The following is a 21,244-nucleotide window of genomic DNA, read 5'->3' as shown; positions in this document are numbered from 1 at the left end:
TTGTTAGACATGACCCTAAGCGAGTATTACTAGGAGCCCCTTATGACCACAAAATCTAGCAACGTGTTGAAAATGTTAGAAGAAATTGCAGCCAAAGAAGTTGAGTTGGCCACGGAAGCGTTAGCCAAAGCCATGAAGGCTGCAGATGAGGCGCAGGGAAAGTACGATATGTTGCTGGAATATCGTAAAGGCTACCAAGATAATTTGGCAGCCAACCTTACTAAAGGCATGACGGCAGAGGCGTATCAAAATTTCCAAAACTTCTTTAAAAAACTTGATCATGCTATCGCGGGGCAGAGGGATGTGGTGCTGATTGCGCAGCAGCAAGTAAAGGTGCACCGTACATTGTGGCAAGAAAGCCAGCGCAAAAAGCTGTCTTATGATGTGTTGATTACACGCTCCGATAAGCGAATCGCCAAAGTCGAGCAAAAAAGAGATCAAAAATTGATGGATGAGTTTGCAACAAGAATGACGCGTACCAAGCGATAAGTTTGGCGTTAAATTTGTAGAACTGGCGATGATTTAGTGCTCATATCCATGAATTGAATCATGATGCTTAAGTTTAATATGTAATTATTATCTAATGGGTGAATTATTATGCAGTCATTACCAGTACCAGTCACGCAAACAAAAGCGCTTAATTTGGCTGATGTCGCGAGCAAAAATGGTTCGCCTGCAAATAAGTCATCAGCAGAAAATGCTAAAGCAACTTTTCAGGCGGAGCTAAATAAGCAGGTTAAAGCTAAACAAACACAGACTCAAACCAAGCAGGATAAAAATGCCGAATCTGTAAAAAACTCGGCGCAGCAAAGCTCACCTGCAAAAGATTCGTCTGAGGTTGATCAAGCTGTTCAGGCAAATAAAGATACAAACAATTTATCGCCAGATGCTTCTTTTTTAGCCGATTTAAATAAGCAGCTTGATGCCGCGCGTGATATGGCAAACCAAGTTGCCTTGGGTGATGCTAAAAATCAGTCACCAGCTACGGTGCCTACTGGCGCTGAAAATAAAGAGACAATTGTCAGTGAGTTGATCTCGTCATTAGGTATTCCCGCAGCGCAGGGTTTGCAAAATGTTGCAAATAGTACCCAGTTATCACCGCCGGCAGAAACTGGCGGTGCTGCATTGAGCAGCACAGATGCAGCCATGCAGCAAAAGAATCTGATGGCTGCATTTAATAATGTGGCCGCATCAACTCAGGGGCAATCAGAGCAGCCTGCTGCCGATATTAGCGCTAAGCCGCAAGGCGAAAGTTTGGCGGATGTACTGACAGCGAAGCCCGATATAAAAGCCACTGCGGAAGAGTCTACCTTTGGTAAAGCCATTGCCAATGCAGCAAAAGATTTATCGGCTAAAGATTTGTTAGCAAAGGATGCAGCGCCTAACGCTGTGCAGGTGCAGGCTGCAGCCACTAACTCTTCTCAAAATAACAACAATGTTGCGGCACAGCAACTGGCAAGTGCGAATGTCATTAATGTTTACCCAGGTAAGACCGGATGGGATCAAGCCATTAGTCAAAAAGTTGTATGGATGCTAGGCGCCGGCCAGCAGTCAGCTTCGCTTACATTAAATCCACCAGATTTAGGCCCATTAAAAGTTGTGATTAGTGTACATAACGATCAGGCAGATACCACATTTATCTCGGACAATGATGAGGTAAGGAAGGCGCTTGAGAGTGGTATGGCACACTTGCGTGACAAAATGAGTGAGTCAGGTATTCAGTTGGGGCAAGCCAATGTAAGTACTAGTCAACAATCGCAGCAAGAGTTCCAGCAGGCTGCTCAGGGCAGACGATTTGACGGCGCAAAAAATCAAACGCATACAAACGTTATAGAAAATGACAATCATGCCAAAGTGACTGTGCGTGTATCAGATGGGTTGGTTGATACCTTTGCTTAAGGCGAACATCTGCCATCACCGCTGTATTCAGCTAAATAACAATCTAAAACGTTTTTTCACCTTTAATTCCTGTATCTTGTAGTTTAATTTTTTTGCATAATGTAGCCATAATATGGCTATGATTGCATAATATGCAACCTAAGTTAAATTAAAGGAAAAGTTCATGGCTCAAGATCCAGTACAAGCACCAGAAGAAGCGGCTCCAGCCTCCAAGAAAAAGCTTATCATTATCATTGCAGCAGTTGTTCTAGCGCTAGGTGGCGGTGGTGCGGCATGGTTTTTTACCCAACAAAAATCACATGCAAAAAAAGAAGAAGTAAAAAAAGAAGAGCCAGCAAAAGCACCTGTTTTTTTAACTTTGGATACATTCACCGTTAATTTACAGCCAGATCCAGATGAGAAATTCTTGCAAGTAGACATTTCACTGCAGGTTGCCAGTGCCGAAGCTGCTGAGGCAATTAAATTACACATGCCGGCAGTTAAAAACCGCTTACTGTTGTTGTTAACCAGTAAAAGTGCCGCAGAGATATCTACTGTTGAAGGTAAGCAGGATTTAAGTAATGAAATTATTGCAGAGGTTAAAAAACCTTTTGCTCCTAACGCTAAGCCGCAAGAGGTCTTAGACGTATTTTTTACTTCCTTTGTGGTTCAGTAATCTAGACTAAATTTAAATTATGGCCGATAAGTTTTTATCACAAGACGAAGTTGATGCACTGTTAAAGGGTGTGGGAGGAGACCAGGACGACGATAAGGCCGCTTCCGAAACCGAAGGTGTTCGAGACTATAACCTAGCCACGCAGGAGCGTATCGTGCGTGGGCGTATGCCTACGCTAGAGATTATTAACGAGCGATTCGCTCGTCTTGTGCGTATTGAGCTATTTAACTTTTTAAGGCGAACAGTAGAAGTCTCTGTTGGCCCTGTACGTATTACCAAATATAGTGACTTTATTCGTAATTTAGTCGTACCTACCAATCTAAACCTTGTGCAAATGAAACCATTACGCGGTACTGCGCTAATGGTGTTTGACCCAACCTTAGTTTTTTTGGTTGTTGATAATATGTTTGGCGGTGATGGTAGATTTCACACGCGTGTAGAGGGCCGAGATTTTACCCAAACTGAACAGCGGATTATCCAACGTATTTTGGCTATCGTTTTTGAAACATATGCAAAATCGTGGGAGCCAGTATATCCCATAGAGTTTGAGTATTTACGTTCAGAAATGAATACCCAGTTTGCCAACATTGCTACGCCCAATGAGGTGGTTGTGGTCACTACCTTCAATGTAGAGCTAGGCCCTGCAAGTGGTGAAATTCATTTTTGCATGCCATATTCTATGGTTGAGCCTATTCGTGACTTATTAACCTCCCCATTACAAGGCGAGGTGCTTGGTGCCGATAAGCGTTGGGTTAAGCTCATGACTCAACAAGTACAGGCTGCGGAAATTGAAATTGTTGCAGATTTAGCCACAACAGATATGCGTTTGGGCGAAGTGCTCAATATGAAAGTCGGGGATGTGATCCCAATTAGTATGGAGGATTCCATCGAGGCTAAAGTAGATGGTGTGCCTGTCATGCTTTGTAAGTACGGATTATTTAACGGGCAATATGCATTGCGCGTTGAAAAACTTTTGAGATCAAACTCTACAGAATATATTAAAGGAGAACCTTATGGCGACTGATCCAGTGGATGAGAGCGGTACAGACAGCATCGCTGAGGATGATTGGGGCGCGGCAATGGCAGAGCAGGCATCATCTGAGAGTGCGGCAGATGACTGGGGCGATGCAATGAACGAGCAAGCTTCAGCACTGCAGGCTGATAAAGCTGAGAAGGCTCAAGTATTTACAGAATTTACAGCGAAGAATAAATTGCACGAAACACAAAACGATATCGACTTTATTTTGGATATTCCGGTACAGCTCACCGTGGAACTGGGACGTACCAAAATTGCGATTAAGAACTTGCTACAACTAGCTCAAGGTTCAGTTGTTGAGTTAGATGGTATGGCTGGTGAGCCTATGGATGTGTTAGTAAATGGCTGTTTAATTGCGCAAGGCGAGGTGGTTGTAGTGAATGACAAATTTGGTATTCGTTTAACAGATATCATTACGCCTGCGGAACGCATACGAAAAATTAATCGGTAATAGACTTTTATTAAATTACCAACCAAAGAAACTGCTGAATCCAATGAAGTTTAAATTATCATTTATCCCTATGCTTTATTGGGTCTCAAGTATAGCGTACGCGGCCGAGCCGGTAGCTCATGCTTCGCCGACTGGTGGTCTGCTTAAAATGATGCTAGGACTTATATTAGTATTAGGCGTGATGGCGGGGGTTGCGTACATTGTGAAGCGCATGTTGCCAGGTATTGGCCACCATCAGTCCACAATTCATGTTGTGGGTAGTGCCAGTGTAGGCACGCGTGAGCGTGTGGTGGTGCTTGAGGTTAATGATCGATGGCTGGTAGTGGGGGTGGCACCCGGGCATGTAAGTGCCATTGCTAATTTAGAAAAAGGCGTTACTACCAATGGCGTAAAAACCGATGGTGCCAATATTAACGCCACTGCACAGGCTAGCCCTACAGAGATGCTTGCCTCATCGTTTGGAAAAATTTTAAAGAATTCTGCAAGTAAATTTACTGAGAAAACTAATGGTTAAAAGTTGGGCTGTCTGGTTAAAGGGTTTGTTTTTTTTAGGCTTGGTGTTATTACCATTTTCAGTATTAGCCGCAAATGCTTTACCGTTAGTGAATGCAACGCCAAGTGCTGGTGGCGGGCAAGACTACACATTAAGTTTACAGACTTTAATCCTACTCACATCGCTCACATTCTTACCCGCCATTGTGTTAATGATGACAGGTTTTACACGTATTATCATTGTTCTTTCGCTGTTACGTCAGGCCTTGGGTACCCAATCCGTCCCGCCTAATCAGGTGATGATCGGTCTTGCCTTATTCCTCACCTTTTTTGTGATGTCACCAGTGATTGATAAGATTTATGTTGATGCTTATAAGCCATTGTCTGAAAATCAAATTTCAATGCAGGAGGCAATGGATAAAGGCGTTGCACCACTTAAAGAGTTTATGCTTAAACAAACACGAGAGGGCGATCTTGCCTTGTTTGTAAAAATGGCAGAGGTCGAAAAAATTGAAACTCCTGATCAAGTACCGCTTAAGGTGTTAGTGCCGGCATTTGTTACTAGTGAGCTAAAAACAGCTTTTCAAATCGGTTTTGCCATATTTATTCCATTTTTAATTATCGATATGGTGGTCGCAAGCGTGTTGATGTCTATGGGGATGATGATGGTATCTCCTGCAATTGTGGCACTGCCATTTAAGCTGATGCTATTTGTACTGGTGGACGGATGGCAGTTAATACTCGGCTCACTAGTGGAAAGTTTTTATTAGTCGTGTTGGTTCAAAATATAGATAAAGTAGGGAGTATCTAATGACGCCAGAAAGCGTAATGACGTTAGGTAGAGATGCAATGGGCATCACATTAATGATTGCTGCGCCTATATTGCTTACTGTGCTTGCAATAGGCTTGTTAGTCAGTATCTTTCAGGCGGCAACCCAGATTAATGAACAAACCCTGTCTTTCATCCCTAAACTCGTGGGTGTGTTTGTTGCACTGATGTTTGCTGGCCCATGGATGCTCAGCACGATGGTTGACTATATGCACTTGGTATTTACGAGTATACCGGCCATGGCCAACTGATGCTGTCAGGCAGCCATCGCTTTAAATCATGATTACATTCAGTGGTGAGTTTCTACAAACGTGGGTCATCAATTTATTATGGCCGCTTACCCGTATTTTGGCTGTTATCGCAATTGTGCCGATTTATAGCCACAGTACCATCCCTAATCGCGTTAAACTGGGTTTAGGTGTTCTGCTCACCATTATTATTGCTCCTACCATTCCAGCTATACCTAAGTTCGAAGTTTTCTCGCTAGATGGCTTACTGGTTCTAGTTCAGCAGGTGATTATCGGGCTAGCCATCGGCTTTAGTATGCGCATGGTATTTTCTGCAGTAGACCTAGCTGGCCAATTAATCGGCTTAACCATGGGCTTAGGTTTTGCCCAGTTTTTTGATCCGCAAACAAATGGCCAGTCAACTGCCCTGAATCAGCTTTTAGTGTTGCTTGCGATGCTTATTTTTCTGAGTTTAGATGGGCATTTGATTATTGTGACAGCGATGGCTCAAAGCTTTATCACCATGCCAATAACACTAGGTGGATTGGGCATTGATTTCATGCAAATCGCGTCTTGGGGTAGCACTATTTTCAGTGCAGGTCTAATGCTGGCATTACCTGCTGTATGCGCCTTGCTGATTACTAACATGGCATTAGGTATATTAACGCGAACAGCACCGCAGCTTAATTTGTTTGGGATAGGGTTCCCAATCACGTTAAGCATGGGTTTTGTGGTGGTGGCATTATCACTGACCAGTATGTTGCAGCCTATCGTGAAATTTATTGAGCAAGGTACAGAGAATATGATGCAAGTCGCTGTGCCGAAACATACTGAGAACAAATAAACAATAGTGACGTTACTCTATAGCGTTGGCAAGTGCTTTAGCTGATAGTGGTACAGCATGAAGCCCATTTAAAGCCTAATACATAGGCCTTAAATGAGCAGTGACTATTTAAGTTTAACTTAAATAAAGTTGAATAAAGATAAACTAGTTGTTGCTACAAATGACTTTTGTGCAGCTTCCATAATTGTCTGGTTTTTAGATAAATCCGACAACGCTGCTGCATAATCCAAGTCTTGAATTTCAGATAATGACTTGCTGTATTGTAAGTCTAAATCACTACCAGAAATGTCTAGTTGGTCTAGCTCGTTCAGTCTGGAGCCAATGCTGGCACGTACTGTGAGCACATTATCTAGACCTTGTCGCATGCTACTAAGACCAGTGGCAATACCGGTGCTAAAGGCAGCTTGGTTTGCAGGTGTTAGCGGTGTATTCAATAAGGTAATCAAGTTCTGTAGGGTGGCAAACACATCATTACCACCAGCTTTAAATACATCATCTCCTGTGGCGTTTACTACCATTTGTCGCTCTGCGTCCACTTGCAGCAATTGATTATTGCTATCACCTACGTATGCAGCGCCAGTGGCATTGGCAACAAATGGCGCTGTGTCAGTTTGAAACCCAGCATATAAATAATTGCCTGAAGCGTCTTTTGTGTTTGCTAGGCCAACCAAGCCATCTAGTGTTGTTTTCAAATCTGCCGCAATAAAGCCTCGCTCCAAGTCAGAGTAGGTGGCATTGCCTGCTGAAACGAGTGATGATTGTATTGAAATCATCATGTTTGTTACGCTGGTGAGGTTTGACTCCAGCGTGTTGAGTTTGAGCTGTGCGGTTTGTCTGGTATCTGCAAATTTTGAGTTGATGCTTTTAGCGTGTGCAATCTCTAATGCTCTTGCTGCACCCACAGGGTCATCTGAAGGTGAGGCAATGCGTTGCCCAGTAGATATTTGTTGCATCAGTTTAGTTTGCTCTGACTGCAAGTTCGATATTTTTGAAATACCGGATTGATAGATAGTATTGGTGCTGATTCGCATGGTAACTCCTTAAGCTATTGACTAGGTGCCAAGCTGCAATAGCACATCAAATAGTTGACTCGCAATTTGCATCATTTTCCCTGCAGCTTGATATGCTTGCTGGTAACGTATCAGATTGGTTGCCTCTTCGTCCAGATTCACGCCAGACTCAGACTGAACTGAGGCATTGATTTGCTCCAGCACTTGCCCCTCTGATACGCTTAATATATTAAGCTCTCGCGTCTTATTACCTACGCCATTGACCATCTGGCCGAAAGCGTCTGAATAACTCTTGTTGCCGGTAATGGTGTCAGCATTTTGTAACTTGGCTAGCAATAAGCCATTAGTATTGTCACTAGGGCCAGTAACACTGCCTGGTGTGATTGTAAATTGGTCACCATTGCTTGGCGTTCCTGAAATCACAAAACTTACACCAGCAGTAGTGATGGTTGCGCCGTTAATAAACGTTACAGGCGCGCCTGCTGCATAGGTGACAGATGTTCCGTTAGAAGTGACCGTCACTGGTTCGGTCGCAATAAAGCCCGTCAGTGTATTCGGTGCGCCGGCATTATAAGTTAGATTAAATGGACTGGCGATCGGGCTTGATGCATATGTGCTGCTAGCAACTGGGGTACTAATGCTGGCTGAGCCTGTATTGGCGACATTGGCAGTTGAGCTGAGTATGCTACCGCCAACAGCAAGCTTTCTTGCATCTGTAATTGCTAGTGTAATTTTGGTTGCAGCATTTTGCGTCGGTTTGATTAAAAAGTTATCGCCAGCCAACATAGCGCCTGAAGTCTGGCTAATCGTTAAGCCGTCTATATTTGCAGGCAGGCTGCTAAAGCTTTGTGTTGTGTTGTCGCTTAACCTTGTTACATTGTAGCTAGTGCCGTCATATTGTAGCTTGTAGTCGCTTGTGGTCAGCGCCTTTGCATCCACTATCTTAGCAGCTACTTCTGCTGGAGTTGCATTTGCTGGCGTTGTGGTAGGACCTGAGTTGTATGCATTGGAGTTGACCAAGGGGTCAGGGATGCTAAACAGCGCTGACCCAAGGTTACCGTCTAAGTCAAAACCCTGCATCAGTTGTGAGTTGAAAGTATCTCCCAACACTACTGCAATCTGACCTATTTGATTTTGTACTGGATCTAAGGATTCAGCGCGGAATTGCAATAAGCCGCCGATAACGCCGCCCGGCAAACTATTGGTGCCTAGAACAGTTGTTTTATTGTTAGATTGGTATGCAACCTCAAGGCGGCTAGGATCGGTAGGTGAAGGGGTTGTCAGTATGTTAAAGGTTTCTTTACCCACAACCAACGGCAAGCCGTTACCTACGTATACGTTATAGCCACCTTGCCCTTGAGACACGACGGTAGTTTTGATTTGCTTGCTTAGTTCTAATACAAGCTGATCTCTTTGGTCCATTAAGTCGTTAGGCGTGCTGCCGTTTGCACTGACGGCTTTCTCAATGACATCGTTTAGCCCAGCAATTTGTGTTGCATAGGTATTAACAAGGCTTACGCTAGAGGTAAGTTGTGTGTTTACGCTATCGCGGATTTCATTTAAGCGATTATTGGTGGTCTGAAAACGACTCGCAAGGGATTGTGCATATGACAGCATGGACTGGCGAGTAGGAATGTCACTCGGATTCGCACTTAATTTTTGTACCGCGCCAAAAAAATCACTCATTGCCGGGTTAAGGCCAGCGGTTGAGTTTGACAACATATCGTTGATAGATGTCATTTGTGACAAGTAAGTATTAGCGCTTGAGCTATTTGACTGACTGCGCACGGCTTGAGCCGCTAATATATCATTAAAAATCCTGGTGACTGAGGCAATTTCAGTCCCTTGACCAACAAAACCATATCCGAAGTTTTGTGATTGCGCCGCAGCTTGCACAACGACTTGTCTTGAGTAGCCAGGTGTCGAAGCATTAGCGATATTGTGACCAGTCGTGCTGATGCCAACCTGCGCCGCAGCAAGTGCACTTTTTCCGATATTTAAGATGTTAGAGGCCATGGTAGCGACTCACTTTAACTAATTTCATATATTGTATGACGGCATCAAATGTTAAAACTTTAGGCCATGGAAGGTGATTACTTTTTATGATGATGACACTTTTTTAATCACGTTTGTGAGTTTTTCTGCATAATTTGGATCAGTCGCGTATCCTGCTTTTTGCATAGCTTTTGCGTAGCCTTGTACGTTATCCAAGTTAGCCATTACGTTTTCATAGCGCGGAGTATTGCGCATTAGGTTAGCAAAATCTTTAAATGAGTCTGCGTAGCTATCATATGCGCGAAATTTCTCGATGCGCTTTTGTTTAATGCCATTCACGTATTCTGTAGTTACCGCTTCAACCACCTTACCACCCCAGTTGCCAGTGGCTTTAATGCCAAATAGGTTGTTACTTGCAGTGCCATCGGCACCTCTAAGCTCACGCTTCCCCCATCCACTTTCTAGCGCGGCTTGACCCAGCATTAAATTTGCAGGGATACCAGTGACACGGCTTGCAGCTTCGGCATGTTGTGCCATTTTTCGTTGGAAACTGTCAGCGCTACTGTCGTCATTGAGTGGTTTAAAATCAGAAGCATCTTTAGTGGTTCGACCTAAACGGCTAGCATTTTGTTGCAGTGCAATTTGGGCTTGATTGAGAAATGGATTGCCGATTAAGTTTTCATTCAGTCCAGATTGTTTATCTGTAGCGGTTGTATTGTTATCCACTGCCTGTTCAAGCGTACTGTTTGTACCGTAGCCATTTTTGCTCAATTGCCTTGCCAGCACGTCCGCTAAGCCCAGGCCTTTAGATGAGAGGTTGCTCGTCAGCTGCTGGTCTAACATGCTGATAAACGTGCGGCTTTGGTCGTTATCTAACAAACCATCTTGCGGTGTTGCATCACGCATGCTTTTTAGCATCATGTTCATGAAAATAGCTTCAAATTGCTTAGCTACGCCCTTGATTGCTTCAGGTGAGTTTTCTTTTGCTGCCTGTTTCAGGTTATTAAGGCTGTTTGCATCAATGGCAAGATTACCCGACAAATCTGCTTTGTTGGTGATGCTGCTATTATTAGTATTAATGTTGTTGGTCATGGCTTGCTGGTGTTAAATGACTTCCAGCTCAGCACGTAGTGAGCCAGCCGCTTTCATTGCCTGTAATATCGCAAGCAAGTCTTGTGGTGTTGCGCCAATAGCGTTTAGCGCTTTCACCACATCAGAGAGATTGGCACCGCTGTCTAGTTTAACTACTTGTCCTGGGTCTTTCTTAATGTCGATTTCTGAACGCGCCGTTGCAACAGTTTGGCCACTCGCCAATGCTCCTGGCTGGCTGATTACAGGGTCTGTATTAATCGTAACAGTTAAATTGCCATGCGATACTGCGCAGCTTTCAAGTGTCACTGTCTGGTTCATTACCACTGAACCTGTGCGCGCGTTGACAATGACTTTTGCATAGCTTGCTGCTGGCGCTACGTTTAAGCTCTCCAGAGCCGCTAAAAATGCAACACGGCTATAATTGGCCGGCGGGTTAATTTGAATCACGCGACCATTTTGTGCAAGTGCAGTATTTTGACCAAATTGGCGGTTTACAGCGTCAACCACTAACGATGCTGTAGAAAAGTCTGAGTCTTTTAACTCTAAGTTAAATGTGTTGTTTTGGCTGATATTCGATGGTACCGCACGTTCAACGGTTGCACCTGCAGTAATCCTACCTACACTCAAGTGATTGACTTGGGTTTGTGCGCCATTGGCCGATGCGCCAACACCGCCCACAACCAAGCTACCTTGCGCCATTGCGTACACTTGGCCATCTGCACCTTTGAGTGGTGTCATCAGCAGTGTGCCGCCCCTGAGGCTTTTTGCGTTACCCATAGATGACACTGTAACGTCTAGATTTTGTCCTGGTTGCGCGAAGGCAGGTAAGCTGCTGGTGACTATCACTGCAGCTACGTTCTTAAGCTGTAATGATGTGCCGGGCGGTAAATTTACGCCCATTTGTTGCATCATGCTAATAATGCTTTGTACTGTAAATGGTGTTTGTACGGTTTGGTCACCAGTGCCATCCAAACCAACCACTAAGCCGTAACCGATAAGCTGGTTGGTACGCACGCCCTGAATAGAGGCAAGGTCTTTGAGTCGCTCTGCATGCGCAAGGGTAGTTGTTGTCATGCAGAGCGTTGAGCTGATTAGCAGGATGCAGGGCAGCATTAAGCGCTTAACGATTTTCTGAAAACGCTGGATCTGTATTGTTGAAACATTCATGTTGGATAGTTGTGCCATATGATTTCTACCATGGGCTCACGCTTAAGAAAAAGCGAGCAAATATCGATGCAACCGCCGCGCCATCAATTTTGGTGTTGGTTCTATATTCTATTCGTGCATCTGCAACTTTTGTCGAAGGCACTGTATTGCCTAAGGATATCGTGTCTGGGTTAACTACACCAGAGAACCGAATGAACTCAGTCCCTTTATCCAGCGCAACTTGTTTTTCTCCGCTCACCACCAAGTTGCCGTTTGGTAACACATCAACGACTGTTGTGGTTAATGAGCCGCTGAATACATTTTTTGCATTAGCGGCGGCATCGTCAGTATAGGAGTTGTCAGAGCTAGCTGACGCAGAGCCAAGTTTTGCAAATGGTAGTCTTGATACCAAGCCGCCAACCACTGGGATGTTATCTCCGAGTTTTGCATTGGTATCAAAGCTGACAGAGCCTTCTTTACTCCCAGAGCTGCCATTTGCCTTGGTGGCAGAAGTATTTTCTGTAATATTGATCGTTACAATATCGCCGATAAAGCGTGGGCGGTGATCTTCAAACATCGGGCGATACGATGCGGCGTTATATATGCCACCATTGTTATTAGTGACATTGCCGATTGATGGTGCTCTTGCTGTTGTTGGCTGGTTGACGATAGAGGTGGGCGTTACTGCGCAACCGTAGAGTAGGGTGGCTGCAAATACTGCAGCTAGACTACGGCTAAATTTTCTGTTTACAGTCACTAGGTGTGTTTTTGTATTCACTACCGGTTTGATTGTCGTATTTAGCAATTTACCTTGCGTGGTATTCAGCATGATTGCCTCTTGATGTTCTGACAATAAAACCTTAAAAATGCATCTTTGTATGTGTTGGTTTGTATATATGCTTTTTTAAAGTTTGTTAGGTTATCCCTTAATTTTATCACCAGTTTAAGCTTACATCTGTGTTAGTTTCTGCAACATTTGGTCAGATGTCGTAATTGCTTTACTGTTAATTTCGTAGGCGCGTTGAGTTTGAATCATATTTACCAACTCTTCCACTACGTTAACGTTTGATGTCTCCACAAAACCTTGTGTAAGTAAACCTGCGCCGTTTGTACCTGGGGTGTTTGCGTTGGCGGTGCCAGATGCGGCCGTTTCAACGTATAAATTTTCACCGTTACCTTGTAAACCGGCCGGATTGATAAAGGTTGATAGTTGTAATTGACCAATTTGCGTCACAGCTGTAGAGCCGGCTAATGTGACTGACACGGTACCATCACGGCCAATTGTCAGCGTTTGTGCATTCGTTGGTACGGTAATTGGCGGTTGTACAGAGAAGCCGCTAGAAGTCACCAATTGGCCTTGAAAGTCCACTTGAAACGCGCCGTCTCTTGTGTAAGCCGTTGTGCCATCTGGCAGTAAAACCTGAAAGAAACCAGCACCTTGGATGGCTACGTCTTTATCATTGCCGGTTTGCTGCAAATTACCTTGTGTAAAAATACGTTCAGTAGCGACTGGTCTAACGCCTGTGCCTAATTGCAGACCAGAAGGCAACTGTGTTTGTTGGGATGTTTGTGCACCAGGCTGTCTGATGGTTTGATAGAGCAAATCTTCAAACACAGCGCGTGATCTTTTAAAGCCATTAGTGCTTACGTTGGCTAAGTTGTTTGAGATCACGTCCATTTGCGTCTGTTGAGCATCTAGACCAGTTTTAGATATCCATAGTGAGCGTATCATTTTATTTCCCTTTAATCACAGTCAATAGTTAACTGTTTTTGCCTAAAGTGTACTGATAGATTGTTACAATAATTTCATCATAACCGATATGCTGTTAAGTCAATTGCAGGAGTTGACTTGCTTTATTAGCGTTATTCTCAGCGGTTTGAATCAATTTCATTTGCGTTTCAAATTGTCTGGCCAAACTAATCATCGTGACCATGGCATCTACTACATTCACGTTGCTGCTTTCTAACGCACCTTGTACTACGCTGACGTTTGCGTCTGCCGTAGCTGGTTTTCCGTCTTTGGCGGTAAATAAACCATCGTCAGCCCGTACCAAGTTTGCCTGCGGTGGGTTAACTAGTTTGATGCGGCCAATAATATTTGAAGGGCCGGGTAGCGTTAGGTTGTTCACTGTAGAAACGGTACCATCTTTACCAATACTCACCGCTACATCAGGTGGGATAGTGATTGGCCCACCGTCGCCCATGATGGTGAGTCCATTCGCTGTTTGTAGCAAGCCATTAGGGCTGGTTTTTAGTGAGCCGTTACGTGTGTATGCTTCTGAGCCATCCGCACGTTGCACCGTCAGCCAGCCATCGCCTTTTACTGCAATATCTAGGCTGCGATTAGTTGATTGAATCGCACCTGAGTTAAAGTCGCTGCCGCTGGTTGAGTCCACCACAAAAGCACGTGTGGGTAAGCCTTCTCCCAGCACGGGCACAGCCCGGAACGAGTCTATCTGTGATTTAAAGCCAGTAGACGTGGCATTGGCCAGATTGTGGCTGGTTGTTGCCTGTTTCTCTAGGATATGTTTCGCACCTGTCATTGCGGTGTATATCATGCGATCCATTGTGGTGCTCCCTTTAGCTGCTAACTATTAACGAAGGTTTACTAGCGTTTGTAAGACCTGATCCTGCGTTTTAATGGTCTGTGCATTGGCCTGGTAAACACGTTGTGCTGTAATCATATTCACAAGTTCGGCAGTTAAATCCACGTTAGAGTCCTCTACCGCAGATGATTGCAATACACCTAATAAGCCACTGCCTGGAGCGCCTGTTAATGCTGGGCCAGAGCTTGCGCTGACTGCCCACGCGTTACCGCCTAATGATTGCAAACCATTTGGGTTGGTAAAACTAGACAACACAACACGGCCTAGGTTTTTAGATTGACCATTGCTGTATCGACCAACGATAGTGCCATCGCTGGAAGTATTAAAGCCAGATAGGCGGCCTGAGGTGAAGCCATCTTGTGATAAAGCGTTAATGCTAAATGCAGAGCCGAACTGTGTGCTCTTGGAGTAGTCGATTGTCGTGGTAACGTTAGCCGCACCGTTAGCAACTGGGGGTGTTGCGGTGTTTAGTGGCGTAAACGTGACTGAAGGTAGTGCCGGTACAATGGTTGGCGCAACGCCAGTGCCTGTAAAGGTCATTACTGCTGTAGTTGCCGGTAGTGCTGGCGTTGATACGCCATCCACCGTTGTGTAAACATTCCAAGTATTGGCAGCTGTTTTACGGAAGAAATTCTGTAGTGTATGTGAGTTGCCTAAGCTATCGTAAACCGTTACTGCGGTTGAGTTGTTGTAGGTAGTCGGATCGGTTGGGTCAAATGCGGGTACAGCAGGCATTGGGTTGTTTCTGGAGTCAAGGTTGATTGTGCCTTCAATCTCAGTAGTTGCCACCGGTTGAATGTCTGCAGTATTGATTTGTAAGTCAACCGCTGCACCGCTTAAGATGTTGCCGTTAGTATCTGCTGCGTAACCAGTCAAGCGTTTGCTGGCAGAATCTACAATATAGCCAAATTTATCTAATTGAAACTGCCCGTTACGCGTATAGGTAACAGCGCCGTTTGATGACATGCGGAAAAAGCCATTGCCATTAATCGCAATATCTAAAGAGTTGTTAGTGGAAGTAATGTTGCCCTGTGTGAATTGCTGAGCTACGGTAGCTAAGTTGGTCCCAATACCAATCTGGCTTCCGCCACCACCGGTAATTGAGTTCGCAAAAACATCGGCAAATTCCGCTCTAGACTGTTTAAAGCCTACAGTGTTTGCATTTGATACGTTGTTGCCAATCACTTCTAACTGTTTAGATGCTGCGTTAAGACCGCTTAAACCTTGTTGAAAACTCATGCTATTCTCCTTGGAGCTAAATTATTTATTTGCTAACACTTAAATATGTGTTGAGCTTAAAAAATTTCTTTTACTGCGCTGGTATCAACCGTCATTAAGTTGCTCAAATTCAGCTTAACGCCTGTTGGGTAGTTGGAAATGCTTAATACTTTTGCAAAACTTAAAGCGGTAGATTCGGCTGTATTGGTGCCTATGGTTGCGCTTACTTCAAACTTATAATTACCGGTTGCTGCAACGGTGCCATCATCCTTAAAGCCATCCCATGTTAGCGGTATTGTGCCTGCATCTTGTTTACCTAACTCAATGGTTCTGACTGTGGCACCTGCGCTGTCTTTAATATTTACCTTTACTTTGTCCGCGCCGATAGGTAATTCCACGCCAAAATAACCACCTTCACCAGCAGTTTGAATTGTATTGCCTGGGGTAAGTATGCTGCGGCCTATCATGCTGGAAGCTTGGTATGACTGCCCTAGTTGCACGTTGCTGATTAATGTTTCCAATGTGTTGTTTAATTTATCAATGCCAGTAACGGTTGAAAGCTGCGCCATTTGGCTGGTTACTTGTGCATTGTCCATTGGGTTAAGCGGATCTTGGTTTCTCATCTGGGTAACAAGCAGCTTCATAAAGCGATCTTGAGCATCGTTCACCGATGTTGTTGTCGCGCTCTGCTTGTTGTTTACAGCATCTAACAGGGCTTGTGATGCGGTATTGGTCGTGTTTACTGTTGTCATTTAAGGCTCCTAGTTTGATGTGCTTTTGGGGCTTCGGTTTTATTCAATGATTGAATGGTTAACCTTGGCCGATAGTCAGCGTTTTCATCAACATCGTTTTTGTTGCGTTCATGGTTTCTACGTTGTTTTGGTAAGCACGTGAAGCAGAAATCATATTTACCATTTCTTCAGTAACATTAACATTTGGCATGCTTACATAGCCTTTGTCATTGGCTAATGGGTGTTTAGGGTCATACAGCATTCTTGGCGCAGAGTTGTCTTCAACTACTTTTGTTACCTTAACGCCGCTCACATCGGGAGATTTACTAGGCATTGCGCTAAAAACGACTTGTTTTGATTTATAAGGAGTGCCATTGGCGCTAGTTGCGCTATCTGCATTTGCAAGATTACTGGCTACGGTGTTTAAGCGTTGTGCTTGCGCGCTCATTGCTGAACCAGAAATATTAAACACATTGAATAATGACATCGACTTCCCCTTAAACTTTTACCGTATCAACCATTTGCTTAACTAAGCTTGGTGCGCTTTAAATTGGTGCTAAACGCAGTGTTTACTGCCCCTGAATCGCTGCGAGCATTTTTTTGAGCTGCCCATTAATCATGATAATACTCGCTTCGTAGCGAATCGCGTTATCTGCAAATTGATTGCGTTCCACATCCATATCTACGGTATTGCCATCGACACTGCCTTGAATAATCGGTCTAAACATTGCACCGCCGCCAATGCTGGACGGAATGCCATCCAGATGTTTATCTGAGGTTTTGTTTGTATTGAATGCTTCTTTGTTTGCTACGCCCGCCATTGCATTTTTCATCGCGGCGCCAAAGTCTAAATCACGTGCTTTGTAATTAGGCGTATCTGCATTGGCAATATTTGCGGCAATCAGTTCCTGACGCTGACCACGCACTCTAAGTGCATTTTGGTGAAAGCTTAAAGCCGCATCAAATTTATTAATCATGATTGTTTCCTTGGTAGCTGCTTAAGTTGATGGCTTTTCTTCAATAAAATCTAAATTAATTAAAAGCCTAAAAACAAAAGAAAATACTTTTATTGCCGATAACATACTTGTAAACAATTTTAATGATTAAGCACTCACTTTGATTGAGTAAGAAGAAGGGTATTTATTGCCCTTTTCTTGGTTTTGCTAGATAGCTGCGTACGTAGAATGCATGTTGAATCTTTGTATGCTGCATAGGAATTCAGTATGCCTAATGTTAAGTATCATTTACCGTTGCAATTCTTTGCAAATTTAAGTTTGAAAGTGTGCATGAGAAATGCTCTGTTAAATTGTCTGGTGGTGCTCACTGCTTTGGTGTTTGGTGCAAGCCAGACATTGCACGCGGCCACAAACCAAGCAGCATTAAATAAACAATACCCTAAGCAAGATTTATCGTTATTAAATGCAAAGGTGGTTGAGTTTTTGCAAACGCAAACAGTCGGTTACCCTGGCAAAGTTACGGTGCAGGCTGGTGCCATTGATCCGAATTTGAAATTAGCACAATGCCAGGATGTTCAAGTTTTTTTACCTTCCGGCAGTCGACCTTGGGGTAAAACCAGTGTTGGTATTCGCTGTAGTACCCCCAGTGCATGGACAATCTATGCGCAGGCTACGGTTAATGTTGTAGCCCAATATCTGGTTGCGGCGCTGCCGCTGGCGCAGGGCAGGGTAGTAACAGCTGAAGACTTGCTGTTTCAGACTGGAGATTTAACGCAACTGCCTGCTGGCATCTTTACTGATGTTGCGCAAGCACAAGGGCGTATTGTGAATATATCAATGAGTGCTGGCACGGTGCTCAGGCAAGAGATGCTCAAGGTTTCACCGGTCGTTCAACAAGGGCAAACTGTGATGATTACCTCTTCGGGTAAAGGCTTCCGCGTTTCTGCTGAAGGTAAAGCAATGGCTAAGGCAAATGAAGGTCAGGTTGTGCAAGTTAAAGTGGCTAGTGGGCAGGTGGTTAGCGGCATTGCGCGCCAAGGTGGTCAAGTTGAGGTCGTGTTTTAACTGGTTATTATTGGCGGTGGCGAGTTGCTCGTTTTTAATTATGCATAAACATTGTTTTATTTTAGGTAAAAGGCTAAAGTTCGCTTAAACTATGCCGATATTTGCATTAAGGGTGCGTGTATATGCATTTAAGCAGGTTAGCAAAAAGGATGAAATGCCATGAAAATCAATGAGACAATTAAGAACGCTGCTGGGCTAGGTCTTGATAAGGCCAGTATCGAAAAAGCGAATGCTGCAAAGGTTGAGGCCGATGCTAAGCAAAAAACTGGAAAGTCACCATCAAACGAGAGTTCTTCAGGTAATGTGACGTTATCACCACTATCAGCTAAATTACAAACTTTAGAAACTAAAGTAAAAGCAAGTAATGTGTACGATGCTGAAAAAGTGGATGCAATTAAATCAGCAATCGCTGGTGGTCAGTTTTCTGTGAATTCAGAAAAAGTGGCTGAAGGCCTGATTGAAACTGTAAAAGATTTACTCACAAGCCGTTTCGCTTAACAAGATTATGGTGAACACATCTTCCAGCCAGCCAGTTACCTTCACACAAGATACTCAGCTGGTAGCCGAGTTGATTGCTCTGTTGGAGCGTGAACAATCGCATCTGGTAAAAGCAGATGTGGCCGCAATCGAAGCTATTTTGGAAGAAAAATCATTACTGTTGCAGCGCTTAAATTTAGCTGCAAAAGCCCGCTATCAGTTATTGCAAGTGCATGGTTTTCAATCTAATGAGTCTGGCATGACTGCTTGGGTGGAAAAGCAAGCCAAAAAAGAGATTACGACTGCTTGGGTTAACTTTCAAAAGTCTCTTGCTCAAGCTAAAGAGCTTAATCGGTTAAATGGTGTATTGATTAGTAAGCACTTTAACCGTAATCAGGAGCTACTGAATCATCTGCAGGGTAATAATGATGCAAATTCAGTTTATGGACCTGATGGCCAAGCTAAATCTAAGGGACCTTCCCGTTCTGGTTTAATCGTATAGTTTTTACACCTACTTCACATCCACGCTTTGTTTCAAATTGGCTTGATGTTTCTCGCTAGTTAATCTGTAGACGGTTTAACTTTAGCATTAGTTAAAATCACTTATTCGTTTTTATTGCTGATTGACTGCATCAATCAGCCGCTATTACTCTAGCCTTCCAGTACTTCTAAAAAAGCGTCGCCATAGCGTGTAAGTTTGGCTTGGCCAATACCGCTAATCTTGCTCATCTCAGTGAGACTCCCCGGACGATGATTTAAAATCTCAAGCAGCGTGCTGTCGTGAAAAATCAGGTAGGGTGGTACGCCTTGCTCTTTTGCCAGTTCGGTACGTTTTGCCTTGAGAGCTTGCCATAGTGGGTCATCTGCTACGCCTGCATAAGCCTCTTTAACGCGGGCGCTGCGTTCAACTTTACTCACACGCTTCGGTGCTTCTAGATCTTGGCGTAGCCATATCATCACCTCACTGCGTAGCACTGGGCGTGCGGCCTCGGTGAGGCGTAATCCGCCAAATGCATCCATGTCAGTTTCCAAGTAGCCACCAGCCACTAACTGCCTAAATACGCTACTCCATTGTGTTTGTGATAAGCCTTTGCCTATGCCAAAAGTGCTTAATTCATGATGGTTGAACTGGGTGACTTTAGGGTTTGGTTTTCCTAGCAGTACGTCAATTAAATGAACTACACCAAATCTTTGTCCGGTGCGATATACGCATGATAATGCCATTTGTGCTGCCTGAGTGCCGTCCCAAGTATCTGTGGGCGTGAGACAGTTATCACATTGTCCGCAATCGCCTGGGTGCTGCTCTCCAAAATAACGTAAGATAGTTTGATGGCGGCATGCAGTTGATTCGCAAAAGCCGAGCAGGGCATCCAGTTTCTGTCGCTCCACATGCTGACGTTCAGCAGGCGCGTCGCTATTTTCCAGCATCTGCTTCATGTTGACTACATCACCTAAGCCATAAGTCATCCATGCATTGGCTGGTAGGCCATCCCTGCCAGCGCGGCCTGTTTCTTGGTAGTAACCTTCCATGCTCTTGGGTAAATCCAAATGTGCCACAAAGCGTACATTGGGCTTATCAATGCCCATGCCAAAGGCAACTGTAGCCACCATAATTACGCCTTCTTCACGTAAAAATCGCTTTTGATGGGTGTTGCGTATGTCTGCATCAAGCCCTGCATGATAAGGTAAGGCATCCCAGCCTTTTGCTTTAAGCCACTCAGCGGTTTCTTCTACTTTACGGCGTGATAGGCAGTAAATGATGCCAGCGTCATTGGGGTGTTCTGACTCAATAAACGCCTCTAATTGCTGGCGTGCATTTGCTTTGGCTAGTACGCGATATTTAATATTGGGGCGATCAAAACTAGAGATGAATTGGCGAGCTTTTTCGAGTGCTAATCGTTCGATGATTTCAGCTCTGGTGGGGGCATCAGCCGTTGCCGTGAGTGCAATTCTTGGTATGCGCGGAAAATGTTCATGCAGCACGGTGAGTTTGCGATACTCTGGCCTGAAATCATGACCCCATTGAGAAACGCAATGCGCTTCATCAATCGCAAATAGCGCAATGCCGATACTGTCTTCAATCTGTTCGAGCAGGGTGAGAAAGTTGGGCATGAGTAAACGCTCTGGCGCAACATACAACACTTGTAACTCACCACGAAGCAGCGCAGCAGTAACTTCGCTAAAGGCCTCGGCATTTAAGCTGGAGTTCAGGAAAGCAGCTTTTACCCCAAGCTGCTTAAGTGCATCCACTTGATCCTGCATTAACGCAATGAGTGGCGACACCACAACCCCCACCCCTTTGCGTAACAGCGCCGGTAGCTGATAACACAGTGATTTGCCGCCACCAGTTGGCATCAGTACTAGTGCGTCGCCGCCTGCAACCACATGTTCTACAATGTCTTGTTGCTCACCGCGAAACGAACTGTAACCAAACACATCCTGTAAACAGGCTTGAGCAGTCAAATGGCGTACTGATGAGTTTAGCAATTTAACTGCTTCAATAATTTGGTAACGA

At 44.4% G+C, this 21,244-nt stretch carries 24 protein-coding genes; 12 read left to right on the top strand and 12 right to left on the bottom strand.

Going from position 1 to position 21,244, the window contains the following annotated elements:
* Positions 1-42: 42 nt before the first annotated feature.
* The 9 genes from fliJ (at position 43) to fliR (ending at position 6,433) form a co-directional block, all read left to right on the top strand.
* Entirely contained in the window at positions 43-489 is a 447-nt protein-coding gene (gene fliJ / locus C3Y98_RS06600; protein ID WP_135277422.1) for a flagellar export protein FliJ, read from the top strand.
* Between the two features lie 108 nt (positions 490-597).
* Positions 598-1,899, top strand: coding sequence for a flagellar hook-length control protein FliK (locus C3Y98_RS06595; protein ID WP_135277420.1), 1,302 nt, complete (start codon positions 598-600; stop codon positions 1,897-1,899).
* A 163-nt stretch (positions 1,900-2,062) separates the two neighbouring features.
* Positions 2,063-2,554 carry a flagellar basal body-associated protein FliL gene (gene fliL / locus C3Y98_RS06590; RefSeq protein ID WP_135277418.1) on the top strand — a complete coding sequence of 164 codons (492 nt, stop codon included), beginning with the start codon at positions 2,063-2,065 and terminating at the stop codon, positions 2,552-2,554.
* 19 nt (positions 2,555-2,573) lie between these two features.
* Positions 2,574-3,578: a flagellar motor switch protein FliM gene (fliM, locus tag C3Y98_RS06585; protein ID WP_135277416.1), complete on the top strand. Its 1,005-nt coding sequence runs from the start codon at positions 2,574-2,576 to the stop codon at positions 3,576-3,578.
* Positions 3,568-4,041, top strand: a complete 474-nt coding sequence (gene fliN / locus C3Y98_RS06580; RefSeq protein ID WP_135277414.1) for a flagellar motor switch protein FliN — start codon at positions 3,568-3,570, stop codon at positions 4,039-4,041. The genes fliM and fliN overlap by 11 nt, the downstream gene beginning before the upstream one ends.
* A 43-nt stretch (positions 4,042-4,084) precedes the next feature.
* Positions 4,085-4,555, top strand: a complete 471-nt coding sequence (fliO, locus tag C3Y98_RS06575; protein ID WP_135277412.1) for a flagellar biosynthetic protein FliO — start codon at positions 4,085-4,087, stop codon at positions 4,553-4,555.
* On the top strand, positions 4,548-5,303 hold the full coding sequence (gene fliP, locus C3Y98_RS06570) for a flagellar type III secretion system pore protein FliP (protein WP_135277410.1): 756 nt from the start codon (positions 4,548-4,550) through the stop codon (positions 5,301-5,303). Before fliO ends, fliP begins: the two co-directional genes overlap by 8 nt.
* 40 nt (positions 5,304-5,343) lie before the next feature.
* The gene (gene fliQ / locus C3Y98_RS06565) at positions 5,344-5,613 is read left to right on the top strand and encodes a flagellar biosynthesis protein FliQ (protein WP_019898894.1); all 270 of its coding nucleotides are present in this window, start codon (positions 5,344-5,346) and stop codon (positions 5,611-5,613) included.
* Between the two features lie 28 nt (positions 5,614-5,641).
* Entirely contained in the window at positions 5,642-6,433 is a 792-nt protein-coding gene (fliR, locus tag C3Y98_RS06560; protein ID WP_135277409.1) for a flagellar biosynthetic protein FliR, read from the top strand.
* 119 nt (positions 6,434-6,552) lie between these two features.
* On the opposite strand, the gene flgL is transcribed toward fliR, so the two are convergent.
* The 11 genes from flgL to flgB form a co-directional block, all read right to left on the bottom strand.
* Complete coding sequence (flgL, locus tag C3Y98_RS06555; protein ID WP_135277407.1) at positions 6,553-7,464, bottom strand: flagellar hook-associated protein FlgL; 912 nt, start codon at positions 7,462-7,464, stop codon at positions 6,553-6,555.
* Between the two features lie 21 nt (positions 7,465-7,485).
* Positions 7,486-9,459 (bottom strand): flagellar hook-associated protein FlgK, encoded by a 1,974-nt coding sequence (gene flgK / locus C3Y98_RS06550; protein WP_135277405.1) that lies wholly within the window; start codon positions 9,457-9,459, stop codon positions 7,486-7,488.
* 84 nt (positions 9,460-9,543) lie between these two features.
* On the bottom strand, positions 9,544-10,530 hold the full coding sequence (gene flgJ / locus C3Y98_RS06545) for a flagellar assembly peptidoglycan hydrolase FlgJ (protein WP_135277403.1): 987 nt from the start codon (positions 10,528-10,530) through the stop codon (positions 9,544-9,546).
* A gap of 12 nt (positions 10,531-10,542) precedes the next feature.
* Positions 10,543-11,604, bottom strand: a complete 1,062-nt coding sequence (locus C3Y98_RS06540) for a flagellar basal body P-ring protein FlgI (RefSeq protein WP_245234333.1) — start codon at positions 11,602-11,604, stop codon at positions 10,543-10,545.
* 118 nt (positions 11,605-11,722) lie between these two features.
* Positions 11,723-12,505 carry a flagellar basal body L-ring protein FlgH gene (locus tag C3Y98_RS06535; RefSeq protein ID WP_135277401.1) on the bottom strand — a complete coding sequence of 261 codons (783 nt, stop codon included), beginning with the start codon at positions 12,503-12,505 and terminating at the stop codon, positions 11,723-11,725.
* Between the two features lie 120 nt (positions 12,506-12,625).
* Positions 12,626-13,408, bottom strand: coding sequence for a flagellar basal-body rod protein FlgG (gene flgG / locus C3Y98_RS06530; protein ID WP_135277399.1), 783 nt, complete (start codon positions 13,406-13,408; stop codon positions 12,626-12,628).
* A gap of 94 nt (positions 13,409-13,502) precedes the next feature.
* A complete protein-coding gene (gene flgF, locus C3Y98_RS06525) occupies positions 13,503-14,243 on the bottom strand; it encodes a flagellar basal-body rod protein FlgF (protein ID WP_135277397.1) in 741 nt (246 codons plus the stop codon).
* A 27-nt stretch (positions 14,244-14,270) separates the two neighbouring features.
* The gene (gene flgE / locus C3Y98_RS06520) at positions 14,271-15,521 is read right to left on the bottom strand and encodes a flagellar hook protein FlgE (RefSeq protein ID WP_135277395.1); all 1,251 of its coding nucleotides are present in this window, start codon (positions 15,519-15,521) and stop codon (positions 14,271-14,273) included.
* A 56-nt stretch (positions 15,522-15,577) separates the two neighbouring features.
* Positions 15,578-16,252: a flagellar hook assembly protein FlgD gene (locus C3Y98_RS06515; protein ID WP_135277392.1), complete on the bottom strand. Its 675-nt coding sequence runs from the start codon at positions 16,250-16,252 to the stop codon at positions 15,578-15,580.
* A gap of 58 nt (positions 16,253-16,310) precedes the next feature.
* Positions 16,311-16,718, bottom strand: a complete 408-nt coding sequence (gene flgC / locus C3Y98_RS06510) for a flagellar basal body rod protein FlgC (protein WP_135277390.1) — start codon at positions 16,716-16,718, stop codon at positions 16,311-16,313.
* Between the two features lie 82 nt (positions 16,719-16,800).
* On the bottom strand, positions 16,801-17,208 hold the full coding sequence (gene flgB / locus C3Y98_RS06505) for a flagellar basal body rod protein FlgB (RefSeq protein ID WP_135277388.1): 408 nt from the start codon (positions 17,206-17,208) through the stop codon (positions 16,801-16,803).
* A gap of 309 nt (positions 17,209-17,517) precedes the next feature.
* Between flgB and flgA the strand changes: the two genes are divergently transcribed.
* The 3 genes from flgA (at position 17,518) to C3Y98_RS06490 (ending at position 19,231) form a co-directional block, all read left to right on the top strand.
* Positions 17,518-18,252: a flagellar basal body P-ring formation chaperone FlgA gene (flgA, locus tag C3Y98_RS06500; protein WP_245234332.1), complete on the top strand. Its 735-nt coding sequence runs from the start codon at positions 17,518-17,520 to the stop codon at positions 18,250-18,252.
* A gap of 159 nt (positions 18,253-18,411) precedes the next feature.
* Positions 18,412-18,750 (top strand): flagellar biosynthesis anti-sigma factor FlgM, encoded by a 339-nt coding sequence (gene flgM, locus C3Y98_RS06495; protein WP_135277384.1) that lies wholly within the window; start codon positions 18,412-18,414, stop codon positions 18,748-18,750.
* Positions 18,751-18,757: 7 nt separating this feature from the next.
* Positions 18,758-19,231, top strand: coding sequence for a flagella synthesis protein FlgN (locus tag C3Y98_RS06490; RefSeq protein ID WP_135277383.1), 474 nt, complete (start codon positions 18,758-18,760; stop codon positions 19,229-19,231).
* A 149-nt stretch (positions 19,232-19,380) separates the two neighbouring features.
* Here C3Y98_RS06490 and recQ read toward each other — a convergent pair whose 3' ends face one another.
* The gene (recQ, locus tag C3Y98_RS06485; protein WP_135277381.1) at positions 19,381-21,216 is read right to left on the bottom strand and encodes a DNA helicase RecQ; all 1,836 of its coding nucleotides are present in this window, start codon (positions 21,214-21,216) and stop codon (positions 19,381-19,383) included.
* Between the last annotated feature and the right edge of the window lie 28 nt (positions 21,217-21,244).

This window comes from Methylotenera oryzisoli (genome assembly GCF_004661485.1).
Lineage (GTDB): Bacteria > Pseudomonadota > Gammaproteobacteria > Burkholderiales > Methylophilaceae > Methylotenera > Methylotenera oryzisoli.
This window is presented reverse-complemented; position numbering and strand designations above follow the sequence as displayed.

Coding starts and splice junctions, on each gene's coding strand:
- C3Y98_RS06540 (WP_245234333.1), bottom strand. CDS start 11,604: ATGACAACAACTACCCTTGCGCATGCAGAGCGACTCAAAGACCTTGCC.
- C3Y98_RS06515 (WP_135277392.1), bottom strand. CDS start 16,252: ATGACAACAGTAAACACGACCAATACCGCATCACAAGCCCTGTTAGAT.
- flgG (WP_135277399.1), bottom strand. CDS start 13,408: ATGATACGCTCACTATGGATATCTAAAACTGGTCTAGATGCTCAACAG.
- fliR (WP_135277409.1), top strand. CDS start 5,642: ATGATTACATTCAGTGGTGAGTTTCTACAAACGTGGGTCATCAATTTA.
- flgK (WP_135277405.1), bottom strand. CDS start 9,459: ATGGCCTCTAACATCTTAAATATCGGAAAAAGTGCACTTGCTGCGGCG.
- flgM (WP_135277384.1), top strand. CDS start 18,412: ATGAAAATCAATGAGACAATTAAGAACGCTGCTGGGCTAGGTCTTGAT.
- flgE (WP_135277395.1), bottom strand. CDS start 15,521: ATGAGTTTTCAACAAGGTTTAAGCGGTCTTAACGCAGCATCTAAACAG.
- fliL (WP_135277418.1), top strand. CDS start 2,063: ATGGCTCAAGATCCAGTACAAGCACCAGAAGAAGCGGCTCCAGCCTCC.
- fliQ (WP_019898894.1), top strand. CDS start 5,344: ATGACGCCAGAAAGCGTAATGACGTTAGGTAGAGATGCAATGGGCATC.
- fliP (WP_135277410.1), top strand. CDS start 4,548: ATGGTTAAAAGTTGGGCTGTCTGGTTAAAGGGTTTGTTTTTTTTAGGC.
- fliM (WP_135277416.1), top strand. CDS start 2,574: ATGGCCGATAAGTTTTTATCACAAGACGAAGTTGATGCACTGTTAAAG.
- flgL (WP_135277407.1), bottom strand. CDS start 7,464: ATGCGAATCAGCACCAATACTATCTATCAATCCGGTATTTCAAAAATA.
- flgB (WP_135277388.1), bottom strand. CDS start 17,208: ATGATTAATAAATTTGATGCGGCTTTAAGCTTTCACCAAAATGCACTT.
- C3Y98_RS06490 (WP_135277383.1), top strand. CDS start 18,758: ATGGTGAACACATCTTCCAGCCAGCCAGTTACCTTCACACAAGATACT.
- fliN (WP_135277414.1), top strand. CDS start 3,568: ATGGCGACTGATCCAGTGGATGAGAGCGGTACAGACAGCATCGCTGAG.
- flgC (WP_135277390.1), bottom strand. CDS start 16,718: ATGTCATTATTCAATGTGTTTAATATTTCTGGTTCAGCAATGAGCGCG.
- C3Y98_RS06595 (WP_135277420.1), top strand. CDS start 598: ATGCAGTCATTACCAGTACCAGTCACGCAAACAAAAGCGCTTAATTTG.
- flgJ (WP_135277403.1), bottom strand. CDS start 10,530: ATGACCAACAACATTAATACTAATAATAGCAGCATCACCAACAAAGCA.
- flgA (WP_245234332.1), top strand. CDS start 17,518: ATGAGAAATGCTCTGTTAAATTGTCTGGTGGTGCTCACTGCTTTGGTG.
- C3Y98_RS06535 (WP_135277401.1), bottom strand. CDS start 12,505: ATGCTGAATACCACGCAAGGTAAATTGCTAAATACGACAATCAAACCG.
- fliO (WP_135277412.1), top strand. CDS start 4,085: ATGAAGTTTAAATTATCATTTATCCCTATGCTTTATTGGGTCTCAAGT.
- flgF (WP_135277397.1), bottom strand. CDS start 14,243: ATGGATCGCATGATATACACCGCAATGACAGGTGCGAAACATATCCTA.
- fliJ (WP_135277422.1), top strand. CDS start 43: ATGACCACAAAATCTAGCAACGTGTTGAAAATGTTAGAAGAAATTGCA.